The organism is Acetobacter senegalensis (genome assembly GCF_001499615.1).
Classification (GTDB): domain Bacteria; phylum Pseudomonadota; class Alphaproteobacteria; order Acetobacterales; family Acetobacteraceae; genus Acetobacter; species Acetobacter senegalensis.
In genome coordinates, this window is sequence record NZ_LN606600.1 from 1519627 (window position 1) to 1533688 (window position 14062).

The window sequence follows — 14062 nt, forward strand, 5'->3', positions numbered from 1 at the left end:
ACACCTTCCACCCGCGCTTTGTCAACACAAAGGAGTGGAAAATAACGTGAGATATAATGAAAATAAGCAGTTGCGTGCCATCCATGACACGCAAACCTGCCTTTACTGGCCGAGTCGCCTGCGCGCGAACGCGAGAGCCTGCGCCAGAACGTCTTCCGCGCTCAGGGTATCCGTTTCAATAACCTGAGCATCTGCCGCTACCTGCAAGGGGGCTGTTTTCCGGCCAGAATCCGCCGCATCCCTCACCTTCAGCGCCTCTTCCATTTCAGCCACCTGCGCCTGCGCGTTGGGGGCGCTCTGGTCCCCTCCCAGTTGCAGGAAACGCCGCAAGGCTCGCGTGGCGGGAGAGGCTGTGATGAACAGTTTGACGTCCGCATCGGGAAAAATCACGGTGCCGATATCACGCCCGTCCAGCACAGCACCGCACTCACCCGCAAAACGGCGCTGGGTTTCGACAAGGGCCTGCCGCACGGCTGGCTGGGCAGCCACCTTGCTGGCGGCCTGCGCCACCTCTGGCGCACGCAGGTCCGTGCGGGCCAGATCTTCCGGGCTTAATTTCTGGGCAAACGCCTCTGCCGGAGCAGCAGGGTCCTGCCCGGCATCCAGCGCCAGCCGCCCTACGGCCCGATAGAGCAACCCCGTATCCAGATAAGGAAGCGAGAGCGCCTGCGCCAACCGTTTGGCCAGAGTCCCTTTTCCCGCCGCAGCAGGACCATCAACCGCTATAACCGGACCGCCACGCTTCATGCCGCAAACCCTGCGCCAAGGCTGTTCAGAAGCGGGAAGTAACCCGGGAAACTTGTGTCAATAAACGCGGTATCATCAATTTCCACCGGGTTCTCTGCCACCAGCCCCAGAATGGAAGCGCTCATGGCCAGACGATGATCCATATGGGTTTCCACGGTGCCACCGCCCGGAATAGCGCCCTGGGTGCCATAAATAATCAGATCATCACCATCCACTTTGGTGCGCACGCCGTTCTTTTCCAGCAACGCTACGGTAGACGCCAGACGATCACTTTCCTTAACGCGCAATTCCTCCACCCCGCGAAAACGCGAAATGCCCGTAGCAAACCCCGCCGCCACAGCCAGAATGGGGTATTCATCAATCATGGACGGCGCACGCTCGGCAGGCACATCCACGGCCTGAAGTGAGGAAGCCTGCACGTGCAGATCCCCTACCGGTTCGCCACCTTCCGTCCGCTCGTTGGTAATATCCAGCCGGGCACCCATTTCACGCAGGGTGGTGAACAATCCCGTGCGCAGCGGGTTAAGGCCCACATTGGAAATCACAACATCAGACCCCGCCACCAGCAAAGCCGCCACCAGCACAAAGGCTGCAGATGACGGGTCCCCCGGCACAGTCACATCCCGCGCTATCAGGTGCGGTTTGCCTTGCAGGCGGATAATCCGACCGCCTTCCGGCGTTTCTTCCACAGCCACCTGCGCCCCAAAGTGACGCAGCATGTTTTCCGTATGATCCCGCGTGGGCACAGGTTCTTCCACCCGTGTTTCGCCAGCGGCATTCAGGCCCGCCAGCAGAACGGCGGATTTAACCTGAGCAGACGCCACAGGCAGGCGGTAATCAAGCGGAGCAGGCGTTGCATTGCCCTGAATGGCCAGTGGCAGACGCCCGCCTTCCCGCGCAAGGAAGGTAGCCCCCGTGCCCGCCAGCGGGTCTGTCACCCGTTTCATGGGGCGGCGGCGCAGGCTGGCATCACCGGTCATGACGGACATCATGCCGTGGCTGGCCAGAATGCCGGAAAGCAGACGGGCCGCCGTGCCGGAATTGCCCATATCCAGCACATCAGAGGGCTCTGTCAGCGCCCCAAGGCCACGGCCCCGCACATGCCAGCGGCCATTTTCATCACGGGTGATATGCGCACCCAGCGCCCGCATGGCGTCTGCCGTGCGCAGCACGTCCTCCCCTTCCAGCAGACCGATAATGCGGGTCTCGCCTTCAGCAAGCGCAGAAAACATCAGCGCCCTGTGGCTGATGGATTTATCTCCCGGCACGGCCACCGTACCGGCAAGAGGGGCAGGCGCGCGGGTAACGCGCAAAGGACGGGAAGAAGAGGGTGCCTGTGTCATGCCCATTTCATTCCGGCTTGTCCCGCCGTAAGTCAATCCGCCAGAGGCTGGAATCTGTCTCTTCTGCATGGAAAATTATTACCTCTTTTTCCACGCAGGGTTTGACAGGCGTGCTGTGCAATGGCATTTGGCCTCGCCTTAATAGTGTGGTCGATTCCCACCTCAGGCTATCTGAGCAGGGAATCGCCCGTTTCCGGGGCGATCCCTCGTCCCATGTCTGCTCAGGATCGACAGGTAGCAAGATGTCCCAGCCCGATCTCGGCACCAAACGCGTCTGCGTGTCCTGTGGTGCCCGCTTCTATGATTTGAACCGTAACCCGGCCGTATGCCCCAAATGCGGGACAGAACAGCCTGAACTGGTTCCCCGTCTGCGCCGCAGCACGGACAGCCTGACCCCCACCCCGGCTGATACCCCGGCGGCCAAGCCCAAAGACGATGATGATCTGGATCTCGACACCGACTCCGACACCGATGCCGATGATGTGATGGAAGATACATCCGATCTGGATGACGACGACGATGACATCAGCTCCGACATTGATGTCAGCACAGATTCGGATGAACACGATTCCTGATCTGGCACACTGCACCGGGTTTTTCCCGGTGTGCTGATCACATTAAAGCCCGCTCTCGCAGCGGGCTTTTTTATGTTTCCCGCACAGCCAGAAAATACGCTTTGTCTATCAGGCTGGAATTTCCGACCGATCAAGCGTGTTAAAAAACGTTTCCGGGTCGCCAATATCACGCACATTTTTTGTCAGGATAGGCACTTCGATCATCGTATTCCCTGTACTGGCCACGCTGATGCCCCGCAGTTCCAGCGTTCCATCCCAAGAAAGGCGCGCGAGATAACGACCGGGCAAAAAGCCCGTCTCCGGCGTGGGAGCGGGAACGGGAGCAGGCGATGGCTCATCTCCTGATGGAACCGGAGGCCTGTCGAGAAGGATCTGACCTGGCTCAAGTGTCGGGAGATTGGCTTGGAGCCAGTCCCAATCCGTTTGCGTCAGAAACTCCTGCTCACGAAAGGCTGGATCAATAAAGGGAACATCATAAGTATAACGAATCTCGACCTGTGCGGCTCGCCGTTCTTCTATCAGATAACGCGCCAGATCTGGCAGTTCGTGGAGATTGGATTTATAGGCCATAATGATATAGCGCAGTGCAACTGAGGAATTTACCTCGTTGAAAGCATTTAGAAGTTTGTCCCAGTTTTCCATGAAGATTGGAAAACGGGCCCCCTTGCGCATCCGCTCGTATATCTCTGGCGTGCGAGATTCTATTGAAATATTAATATGGTCAATTCCACTCCGGGCCAAACCCTGAAAGTAAGAGGCTGGCATACGCCGCGCAATATTGGATGTGAAAAACACCTTATTGCGCATCTCGTTCGGTATTAAATCCAAAAAAGAAAGAAAATCTGGATGAAGCGATGGTTCATGCAGGCAGGAAAACCAGAATTCACCATCTTTCGTATAAGGCATCAACCGGAGTGCAGCCTCCAGTGTCTCCCGTGTCATGACGTTTGTCCGGCGCACGCCGCTATAGTCATAAAGGCAGAAGGGACACCGTAAATTGCAGTTATTTACGATATCCATAGCCACATGCAGAAGGGGCTGCCATGAAGCAAGCTGCGGGGAATGCGTAATCTCATCTCGGCCCGGGACCCGCACCCGCAAGCGCTCTCGTTCAGCAGGAGAAAGCTCCCGCTTCAGGTGAAACCAAAACCCATACGCGCGACTATTGTCTCCTACACCGGCAATACCATGATGAAACTGGTCTGCTAAAACGGTGCCAAGACTCTCGCCTGTGTCTGGAAGAAAGGCTTCTACCAGCAGGCGCTGAACTGGATCATCCGGATCCATGATCCACCCGTGAATGTGACGTAGGCCGATCTGATCTACAAAACCGAGCAGAGGTTTCCCTGCGGTAGTCTGCACATGCTCCGCACCCCCTTCCGGGGGAGACGGACGCGTGAAGAACCCCAGTATTTTTCTGCCCGCTCTTTTAACCCTGCTCACATGCGCACCATGCTGTTCATCACATTATTTTCTGCCCGCACCATAAGATTATATCTGAGAAAAGAGCGCAACATTTTCAGGAATAATCAGATGCTGATTGACTGATTATCTGTCCATATGACGAAAAAAAATGCCTACTGAACTCTCATTTCGTGCATATGATAATTCTGTCTTTCAGAAGCACGGCAACCATTAGCGGACCGTGAGAACACGCTGCAAAGCCGGACATAGACCAGCCCTCCGGATAGGACTTTCAAAGCGGAAGGCTTCGATCTACCACGGCCAGACATCTCTCAAGCCTTATCTCGAAAAATCAAATCATATTTTGTAGATTTGAAAAGCTGTCGCGTTCTCTGACGCCCGATACATGCGTCTCCATAAAATCAATGTGTCCGTATAACACAGCATAGAGACACCTTATTTTTCTGAAGTGTTGCGTTTATTTTCAACATGCCGATGCTGGAAAATAAACGCTCTTTTGTCCTCAGTCCTGCGGGATAGCACGGCGTTCTATTTCTACGCCTACGGATTCAATTTCTTCAAAAACATCCAGTTTTTCAATTTTTATGCGCACGACACGCACGCGGGCATCTGCCAGAACACCGGCGGCAATGCGTTCCGCCAATGTTTCCACCAGCCTTACATGCCCTTCACTTACAATACGGCGCACCAGAAGCACCACATGCTCGTAAGAGACCGTGCGGCTCAGATCATCTGCGCCCACTTCCAGATCATCCCGATCCAGCACACCAAACGCCACGGAAACACGGATACGCTGGGTGACACCCTGCTCATGCGGGAAAACGCCAATATGCGCATCCAGCACCATGTTGTTGAGGAACAGGCAACGCAAAGGCGGTTCATCCGCCCACGGAGCAAAAACTGTCATACGAGGGTTATTCTTCCAAAACAGAACCGGCTGCCGCAGCCGGAGACCACTGCAAATGTTGCCCGCCATCCAGCGCCAGCATCTGCCCCGTAACTGAGGGTAACGCCAGAAGAGCCAGGGCAGCCCGCGCCACTTCCTCTGGCGATGTACCATGCCCCAACGGTACGGAAGCGCATTGCCGGGCAAATTGTTCCTCACTCTGCCGCACACTGGCCAGAGCAGGGCCGGGGCCTATGGCGTTCACCCGAATGCCATGAGGTGCAAGCGCAAGCGCCATGGTCTGTGTCAGGGTCCACAAAGCACTTTTGGACACCGTGTAACTGATAAAATGAGGGGTAAGGGACCACACGCGCTGATCCAGCATGTTCAGCACCATCCCCTCCGCATCCTTGGGGAGCGCCTTGGCAAAAGCCTGCATCAGCACAAATGGCGCACGCAGGTTGGGCTTCATATGCCCGACCCAACTTTCCTTTGTCGCGTCATCCCATTCATCGCGCTCAAAGGTTGAGGCATTGTTGACCAGCACCCCAAGCGGACCGCCCAGCGCGGCACTTGCCTGTTCCACCAGTGGCGAAACAAATTCTTCCCGTGCAAGATCCGCCTTGAGCAGACACGCCTTACGGCCCAGCGCCACAACTTCTTTCCGCGTTTCTTCCGCTGCTTCCGTGTCTCCACGGTAATGAATGGCCACATCAAACCCGGCTTCAGCCAACGCAAGAACAATAGCCTTGCCCAGCCGCGCCTTGCCCCCCGTTACCAATGCCCGACGCGGAATGCGTGAAGAAATTGGAAAAGCATTTATCGCCACGTTATTCTCCGTCTCCGGGTTAGTATACGCTGCTCTTCAGGCAGGCCGTCGGGCGCCCAGAGCCGCCGCCAGTGTGCCATCATCCAGCACATCCAGTGCGCCGCCCACAGGCACGCCCTGCGCAACCCGGCTGACGGCTACGCCCTCATAAATCGCCAACCTGTCCATCAGCCAGTGCATGGTGGTGGCCCCTTCAACAGTGGCCCCCAGTGCCAGAATGACTTCACGCACACTGCCACATTCCAGTCTGTCCAGCAGGGGGGCTATATTCAGGTCTTCCGGCCCTATCCCCGCCAGCGGAGAAAGCGTTCCGCCCAGCACCAGATAGACCCCTCTATGCACGCCAGCACGCTCCAGCGCCCACAGATCACCCACCGTTTCCACCACACACACCACGCTGCGGTCTCTTACCGGGTCCGTGCAAATGTGGCAGGGATCAACCGTGTCCAGATTGCCGCAGGTGGAACAGGTTTTGACAGCATTGCCGGCATGTTCCAGCGCGCGGGCCAGCGGCACCAGGCGCGCCTGAGGATCACGCAGCAGAAACAGGGCAATGCGCCGGGCCGAACGCGGGCCAAAGCCCGGCAACCGCCCCAGAAGCTTGATAAGCTGCTCTATTTCCTGCCCGCGCATCCTGCACTCCGCCTGCCTTCTCCATCCGCTCTGCATCGCGCCCGCCATGTCATGCGGGCACGCATTGCGTGATGGATCAGAACGGCAGCTTCATACCTGCGGGCAGGTTCAGCCCACCGGTGACTTTCTGCATTTCTTCCGCTGCCTTGGCATCCAGCTTGGTGCGGGCATCGGCACAGGCCGCCACGATCAGATCCTGCAACATTTCCATTTCTGCTGGGTCTGCCAGTTTGGGGTCGATGGTGATGGAACGCATGTCACCCTTGCCGCTCAGCACGACCTTGACCATGCCAGCACCAGCAGCGCCTTCAATGTTCATCGCTTCCAGCGTGGCCTGCATGGCTTCCATCTTCGCCTGCATCTGGGTCGCCTGCTTCATCAGTCCGGCAAGATTTTTCATGGTTTACTCTCCCTGTCTGACCGCAGTGCAGCGGTCTGGTCTGGGGTGGTCTTCCACCCTGTCGTTAAAGCCGGAGGTTCCGGCCGATATCCGGCTCAATCCATGGATGAACCGGGATCGAATGGTCGTTCATCCTCGTCCAGCAGTTCGGCGTCAAGCGGTGCAAATACAAGGTCTGGCACCTCCTCAGGGGGCAGGCCGTAATCATCCAGCCCGTGGTCACGCACTTCACCCAGCTCGGCATCCGGAAAAGTGGCCAGAATGGCTTTAACCAGCGGATGTGCCTTGGCAGTGCGGCGTTGGAACTGGATGATCTCCGCACCCTGTTCATCCAAAGTGGGCTCCCCGGCCTCATCCGAGATCTTGACCCGCCATTGCTGATGAGTGGCGTGCTCAAGCACACGCTGAAGCTGCCGCCCCAGATCAGACGGAACACCAACCTCCGGCCGCACCACAATGTCACCCGGCGCGAAGGAAACCAGATGAACTGCATTCCGCAAATGCCCATGCAGCAGGGCTTCCCTCCGGTCCTTGACCAAGGCCACGGCCTCACGCCACGTGCGGGGCATGGGGGCAATGCTTGGCTGTGCAGGTTCGGAAGGTTCTACCGCTGGCTCAGCCGCAACCTGAGGCGCCAACTCTTCACCCTGAGCAGGCTCTCGGGCAATATCGGGCTGCACAGCCATGACAGAGGTGCCACCGACCATTCTCAAAGCGGGCGGAGGTTCTTCCGGTTGATGAGCGGAGGTGTCTGGCCGCGCTGAAGACGCTGATGAGGCGGAAGGACTGCCATCCCCATCCCACCCGGTTCCTGTCTGTGGCGCAGGACGCTGGGCAGGCGCATCCTCCCATGGGGGATGAACGTCTGACGTCTGGGTGCGCGCAGAAGGAAGTGACCCATTCTGCCCACTCATCCCAGAAGAAGAAGAAGTCTGTGCACCGCCAGCCGAAGGTGGGGCTGGAGTGTTTTCTTGCCCGGACAGACGTTTGATCAGATCAGCCGGGAAGGGAAGGTCCGCCACGTAACAGAGGCGGATCAGCACCATATCTGCGGCGGCGCGTCTATCCGGTGCGGACTCAACTTCCTGCACGCCTTTCACCAGCATCTGCCAGGCACGCATCAGCACGGGCACGGGCAGTTTTTCTGCCATTTCCGTGCCGCGTACCCGCTCAGCCTCTGGCAGATCGGCCGAATCCCGCAGGGAAGGAACAGCCCGCAGGCGGGAAATGGTGTGCACCAGTTCCAGCATGTCCCCCAGCATCAGGCCGGGATCAGCACCCCGCGCATGGGCAGCATCAGCCAGAGCCAGCGCCTTGTCCGGTTTGCCGGTAAACGTGGCTTCCAGCAGATCAAAAACCACCTGCCGATCCGCCAGCCCCAGCATGTCACTGACAAGAGCGGCCCCAATTTCTTCTGATGCCCCATCCGGCCCCGTGCCCTGGGCAATGGCCTGATCAAGCAGGGAAAGACCATCACGCACCGAGCCATCCGCCGCGCGGGCAATCAGTGACAGAGCCTCGGGGGAGAGGTGCACCTGTTCCTTTTCCGCAATGCGGGCAAACAGGGCGGCCAGATCTGCCTGCGGCACACGGCGCAGATCAAACCGCTGGCAGCGGGACAGCACCGTTACCGGCACCTTGCGCAATTCCGTCGTGGCAAAAATGAACGTGACCTGTGCAGGCGGCTCTTCCAGCGTTTTCAGCAACGCATTGAACGCGTTGCGGGAGAGCATGTGCACTTCGTCAATAATGAAGACCTTCATCCGCCCCTGCATGGGCCGGAAGCGCGTGGCTTCTATAATCTCACGCACATCATCCACCCCCGTGCGGGAGGCAGCATCCATTTCCAGCACATCGGGGTGGCGGTCATTCAGAATGGCGACGCAATTGGCGCACACACCACACGGATCTGGCGTGGGGCCACCCTTGCCATCCGGCCCGATACAGTTGAGCGCACGGGCGATAATGCGGGCCGTGGTGGTTTTACCCACACCGCGCACACCAGTCAGCATGAAAGCATGAGCCACACGCCCCAGCGCAAACGCATTACGCAGCGTGCGCACCATGGCTTCCTGACCAATCAGGTCATCAAACGTAGTGGGGCGATATTTGCGGGCCAGAACACGATAGGGTGAGCCAGAAGGCGCGACCGGGGCAGGAACGGGGGCTGGAGAAGGAGCATCTCCAAACAGACCGGGGCCTTCCATAACAGGATCGGGAAGCCCCTCATCCTGAGAAAGCTGCGCATCGGTCTTATCGGTCATGACAGTTCCGAAGAGTAAGAGTCACGCCCGCAAGAACTGGTCAACAGGGCGGAAAACGGTGGAAAGCCGGACAATGACCCGGACGAAACTTACTGTGGCTGCTTCCTTCCGGACCTGACCTGGTCAACAAGGTGCCCGTCCACCGCCGACTTTCCACTTCGGTAGATAGCACCAAACGCTGGCACATGCCAACCCTGCACATCGCGGAACCACTTTGGGGCGTTTCCCTCTTGGCCTTGAGGCAATGAGCACGCTAGGACAGAAATCATGGGAGCATCCAGCCCCGGTTCCTCAAGTGCAGAGAGTGTGAGCGTGCCCAGATTCAGCCAGCCCTTTCTTGTTGCAGCCCTGATACTTGCTTGTTTTTCTGTCCCGGTGATGGGCCACGCAGAAGAAGACGATAGCAATAGCAACGGTGAGAACAGCGAAGTTCGCAGCAAAGTGCCCAACATGCAGTTGCAGAAGGAACTGGCCGTACTCCAGTTCAAACCGGAAGCTGCCAGTGAAGCCTGCATCGACTCCCTGAAGGAGCTGCACAAAACGCAGGCGCAACTTGCGGAAGAACAGACCCGCACCCACGATCAGGATGTGGCCATTGCGCAGGACGTGCTTGAGTCAGATTTTGAAAACTCCATAGAACTCTGCTCTCCGGATGTGCGCAAACTCTGTGAAACACAGAACCCCGAAGTACGGCTGGCGCGGGCCTGTGAACAGTTGGGCAGCCTTCCCGATGGAGACGGCGCCGGGCAGGAAGACTGACCCCGGCCCATATCAGGCCCCTTTTAAGGTCGCTTCAACAAGATTGAGGTGAGGGCGGACAGGGCTGTGTTGGGCTGAAAAGCGACCGGCAAGGCCCATAAGAACACTCCGAAAAGATTTTTGAAACAGCGGCCCCACAGAGGAAAATGGGCTTCTGTTCCCTCACCAACACATTGGACCACGTGCCCCGCCAGCACGCAGCCCCATGGTTGTGCCGGAAGGCGTGGATTCTTCTTGCTGACATGCGAAAACTGGCATCCAGCGAGAACAAAGGGCCAAAAAACCGGCAATGCGTTTAAGACGCTGGCACGGAAAGGCCGAAGCGTACCAAGATAGAAATCCGCCGGGCCTGCCTTGCAGGTGTGCTCCCTCATCCCTATTCACTCACCGCGCGCTTCATCCTGCCTCTTACCCTTGGGTTAAGAGCTCTTATTCACACGGCAACTGGTGAGAGACCTGAAAAGGTTATAGGCTTTGCGAAACAAACCAACGCCACATGGCACGGTTTTTCCCAAGGCAACCGAAGTTCCGGCCCATGCATGATTCCGCCTTTTCTGCTCCTGCTTCCTCTGTTCCCGCCATTCTGGCCGTTGATGGCGGAGGCACCAAAACAGCCGCAGTGCGTATCGGGCAGGATGCTGGCGTGCAGGCTTATCAGACCACGTCTGGCAGCAACCCGTTTGACCAACCTGCATGGCGCGACGTGCTGACTGATCTGGTCACGCCCATAAGCACAGGTGTGCAGGCATCTGCCTTTGGTCTAGCCGGGTATGGAGAAAATCGTGCTTTTGGTGAAACCATCCGCACCCATCTGCATAGCCTGTGCCCCAATGGCGCATTTAGCCTGAGCAATGATGTGGATATGGCCTGCAACGGAGCTTTCGCGGAAGGAGCGGGTGTCCTGTTGCTCTCCGGCACGGGGTCCATTGCATGGGCGCGCAATGCACAGGGCCAGACCACCCGCGTTGGCGGCTGGGGCAGTACCTTTGGAGACGAGGGAAGCGCCTACTGGATTGGCCGCACGGCGCTTCAACTGCTCTGTCAGGCGCTTGATGGCCGCGAACCGGACGCCGTTCCTTTTACCCGCAAGCTGTGCGCTGGCATGGGTTGGCCGGACACAAACCCTGCTGCCATGGACGCCCTGCTGGGCTGGCACGCCGGTCAGGACCGTCCGCGTTCGGCAGTGGCGCAATGCGCGCGCCTTGTGGACACACTTGCAGAAGAAGGCTGCCCGCAGGCTCTTACCCTCCTGAAAGCAGCCGCAGCTGAACTGGCCCGCTGCGTGCAGACCGCGCGTGCCCATTTTGGTGCAGACAGCGTTGGTGCCGATCCTCTGCCATGGAGCTACGCAGGCAGCGTGTTCAACAGCCGCCTGATCCGTGCGGAACTGACAGCACTCTGCGGTGCGCCCCAACCACCCCGGCTACCGCCATTGGGGGGCGGTATTTTACGCGCAGCCCGACAAGCCGGGTGGAGCATTGATGCAGACTGGATTTCTGTACTGGCAAGAAATCTTGAGGCTCTTCCCGCCGCCCAGTCCCTGACAACGCCCCTTCACTCTCTTCTGGCTCCCCTTTCAGAAAAGGCCGGCTCCTGATGCCCGAAGCCACCTCAGCCCCGGCCCCATCCCCCACTGAGAACAATTTTTGTCCGGCAGGGTCTTATGGCTGGACACCGCTCTGCCTGACCGCAATGCTGTTTTTCCTGATCGGGTTTGTCACATGGCTTAACGGGCCGCTGATCTCTTTTGTCAGGGTTTCTTTTTCCCTTGATGATATCAGTGCATTTCTCATCCCGCTTGTTTTCTATTTTTCCTATTTCTTTTTTGCCATCCCGGCCTCCTGGGTTATCGCCCGCACAGGCCTGAAACGTGGTCTTTCCCTTGCGCTGACAGTCATGGCCATGGGCATGGCCTGCACGGGCCAGTTTATTGCTGCCGGGGTCTATGAAGCCGCTCTGGTAGGGCTGCTGATTCTGGGCGGAGGGCTGGCGCTGTTGCAAGTGGCCGTGAACCCGTATGTCAGTTTTCTGGGGCCGCCTCAAAAAGCAGCGCAGCGTATTGCCATTATGGGAATATGCAACAAATTTGCCGGAATTTTGGCTCCCATCGTGCTGGCAACATTGGTCATGGGCGATATTGAAAACGTGGCGCGCCGTGCCGCAGGTATGACGGATGCCGTCGCCCGGTCTGCCCTGCTGAGCCAGTTTGTTCAGGCTATTTACTGGCCTTATCTGGGCATGGCCCTGCTGATGCTTCTGGCTGCAGGCGGGGTTGCACTTTCAAGCCTGCCTGATCTTCAGCCGCCAGAAAAAGCCATTTCTTCAAGCGAACTTTCCCACGCCTCAGACACACGCTGCACACTGCTTTCCTCACATGTTCTGTGCGGGATAGCCGCCATGTTTCTTTATGTGGGTGTGGAAGTCATGGCGGGAGACGCCATTGGCACCTACGCACAAGGGTTTGGCCTTCCCCTTAGCCAGACACGGTTTTTCACGGCATTGACACTTACTGGCATGTTGGTGGGATATTGTCTGGGCATGGTCTGCACGCCCCGGTTCTGTTCACAGGAACGCTACACCCTGTATTCCTGTCTCGCCGGAAGCATTCTCAGCCTGTTGGCTTTCGTGGGGCATGGTTATGGTTCCGTTCTGTGCATCGCCCTGCTTGGTGTCGCAAATGCCATGATTTTTCCGGGCCTTTTTCCAACAGTTCTGAAGAATACCGGCAAAGCAGCACCCCTTGTTTCAGCTTTTCTGGTCATGGCTTATTGTGGCGGCGGCATTCTGCCCCAGCTTTTTGTCTGGCTGAAAACCCTGTTTGGATTTCAGGGCGTTTTTACCAGTCTGACACTCTGCGGCTATGCACTGATCGCCCTTTACATGCGCCGCTCAGCCACCTGATATCTTACAGCCCTTTTGCCATTCAAAGAGTTCTACCATGCAGACCTTAAGCGGACACCTTGTTCTTCCTGACCAGATTCTTCCCGGAACAGTCACGTTTTCAGAAAAAATTCTGACTGTTTCTGAAAATACGTCCGTTCCAGACCGCTACATTCTGCCGGGCTTTATTGATGGACACGTTCATGGTGGCAACGGCGCGGACACCATGGATGGTGTAGAGGCCATTCATACGCTTGCCCGCTTTCATGCCACGCATGGCACCACCACCATTCTGCCCACCACCATCACCCGGCCATGGGCGGATGTGATGGACGCTCTACGCGCTGTGGCGGAAAGTGTGCGTACCCAGTGTGCAGGTGGCCCCGTAATCCATGGCGCGCATCTGGAGGGCCCGTTTGTCAGCCCTCATAAACTGGGGGCGCAACCCCCGTACGCCATTGCTCCTACGGAAGACCGCGTAACGGAAGCCCTGGCAACCGACTGCGTAAAAGTGGTGACGTTGGCTCCAGAACTTCCGCATGCCGAGCAAGCCATGGAGCAGTTTGTCGCTGCGGGCGTGCGCGTCAGCATGGGGCATACGGTTGCAACTTACGAGCAAACGGAAAAAGCCATCTGCCACGTCTGCTCCGCCGGAGGCGTTGTGGGGGCCACGCATCTGTTCAACGCCATGGCACCCATTACCAGCCGCAAACCCGGCCCGGTAACAGCCCTGATGTGTAGCGATGCTTATGCGGAAATGATTTTTGACGCCCATCATGTTCACCCGGCCACCTTCCGGCTGGCACATAAGGTGATGGAAGATAGACTGCTGTTTGTAACAGACGCCATGCGGGCCACGGGTCTGCCCGAGGGCCCCAGCCAGTTAGGCGGGCAGGATGTCATTGTAAAAGACGGCGCCGTGCGTTTGCCCGACGGCAGCCTGGCAGGCAGTGTGCTGACACTGGATGTCGCCTTGCGTAACGCCCTGAAAACCGGAACCCCTCTTGTAAAAGCATCTGCGCTACTCAGCAGTAATCCTGCACGCTATCTTGGCCTGACCGATCGCGGCACATTGGAAGCAGACAAGCGCGCAGATTACGTGGTGATGGATAGCAGCTTTATGGTGCAGGAGGTCTGGGTGGGCGGCCAGCGCATCCACTAAACCGCTTTGCAGGCGCTGTGTTTGGTCGCAGCATCGAAAACCTCCCTGTCAGGCAACAGGAAAACTGACCTGACAGAGCTTCATTTGCTGTCACATTTCGGATCACGGGAGCGCATGCCTGCCTCTTCTGGGGAACAGGCGCGCGCTTCATGCGTTTTG

Annotated in this window: 13 protein-coding genes and 1 other RNA gene; 5 read left to right on the plus strand and 9 right to left on the minus strand. The window is 57.8% G+C overall.

The features are described from left to right. Positions 1–102: 102 nt before the first annotated feature. Positions 103–747: a (d)CMP kinase gene (locus ASN_RS06725; RefSeq protein WP_058987671.1), complete on the minus strand. Its 645-nt coding sequence runs from the start codon at positions 745–747 to the stop codon at positions 103–105. Next, positions 744–2096, minus strand: coding sequence for a 3-phosphoshikimate 1-carboxyvinyltransferase (aroA, locus tag ASN_RS06730; protein WP_058987672.1), 1353 nt, complete (start codon positions 2094–2096; stop codon positions 744–746). The genes ASN_RS06725 and aroA overlap by 4 nt, the downstream gene beginning before the upstream one ends. Before the next feature lie 236 nt (positions 2097–2332). On the opposite strand from aroA, the gene ASN_RS06735 reads away from it, so the two are divergent. After that, a complete protein-coding gene (locus ASN_RS06735; protein ID WP_058987674.1) occupies positions 2333–2665 on the plus strand; it encodes a TIGR02300 family protein in 333 nt (110 codons plus the stop codon). A 108-nt stretch (positions 2666–2773) separates the two neighbouring features. Here the strand turns inward: ASN_RS06735 and ASN_RS06740 are convergent, their stop codons facing one another. From ASN_RS06740 to ffs, 7 genes are all read right to left on the minus strand, one after another. Beyond that, positions 2774–4108, minus strand: coding sequence for a radical SAM protein (locus ASN_RS06740; RefSeq protein ID WP_157765131.1), 1335 nt, complete (start codon positions 4106–4108; stop codon positions 2774–2776). A gap of 484 nt (positions 4109–4592) precedes the next feature. After that, entirely contained in the window at positions 4593–4997 is a 405-nt protein-coding gene (gene folB, locus ASN_RS06750) for a dihydroneopterin aldolase (protein ID WP_035378878.1), read from the minus strand. A gap of 7 nt (positions 4998–5004) precedes the next feature. After that, positions 5005–5805: an SDR family oxidoreductase gene (locus ASN_RS06755; protein WP_006557592.1), complete on the minus strand. Its 801-nt coding sequence runs from the start codon at positions 5803–5805 to the stop codon at positions 5005–5007. A 36-nt stretch (positions 5806–5841) separates the two neighbouring features. Beyond that, the gene (recR, locus tag ASN_RS06760) at positions 5842–6438 is read right to left on the minus strand and encodes a recombination mediator RecR (RefSeq protein ID WP_006557591.1); all 597 of its coding nucleotides are present in this window, start codon (positions 6436–6438) and stop codon (positions 5842–5844) included. 76 nt (positions 6439–6514) lie between these two features. Next, entirely contained in the window at positions 6515–6838 is a 324-nt protein-coding gene (locus ASN_RS06765; protein ID WP_006557590.1) for a YbaB/EbfC family nucleoid-associated protein, read from the minus strand. Between the two features lie 95 nt (positions 6839–6933). After that, the gene (locus ASN_RS06770; protein ID WP_058987680.1) at positions 6934–9102 is read right to left on the minus strand and encodes a DNA polymerase III subunit gamma/tau; all 2169 of its coding nucleotides are present in this window, start codon (positions 9100–9102) and stop codon (positions 6934–6936) included. 57 nt (positions 9103–9159) lie between these two features. Next, positions 9160–9257: signal recognition particle sRNA small type (gene ffs / locus ASN_RS18635), an RNA gene on the minus strand. A 112-nt stretch (positions 9258–9369) separates the two neighbouring features. Between ffs and ASN_RS06780 the strand changes: the two genes are divergently transcribed. The 4 genes from ASN_RS06780 (at position 9370) to nagA (ending at position 13903) form a co-directional block, all read left to right on the plus strand. After that, entirely contained in the window at positions 9370–9861 is a 492-nt protein-coding gene (locus ASN_RS06780; RefSeq protein WP_006557588.1) for a hypothetical protein, read from the plus strand. A gap of 535 nt (positions 9862–10396) precedes the next feature. Continuing rightward, positions 10397–11458 (plus strand): N-acetylglucosamine kinase, encoded by a 1062-nt coding sequence (locus ASN_RS06790; protein WP_082666607.1) that lies wholly within the window; start codon positions 10397–10399, stop codon positions 11456–11458. Next, on the plus strand, positions 11458–12762 hold the full coding sequence (gene gluP, locus ASN_RS06795; RefSeq protein ID WP_058987687.1) for a glucose/galactose MFS transporter: 1305 nt from the start codon (positions 11458–11460) through the stop codon (positions 12760–12762). Before ASN_RS06790 ends, gluP begins: the two co-directional genes overlap by 1 nt. Positions 12763–12799: 37 nt before the next feature. Continuing rightward, the gene (gene nagA, locus ASN_RS06800) at positions 12800–13903 is read left to right on the plus strand and encodes an N-acetylglucosamine-6-phosphate deacetylase (RefSeq protein ID WP_058987688.1); all 1104 of its coding nucleotides are present in this window, start codon (positions 12800–12802) and stop codon (positions 13901–13903) included. Positions 13904–14062 lie beyond the last annotated feature (159 nt).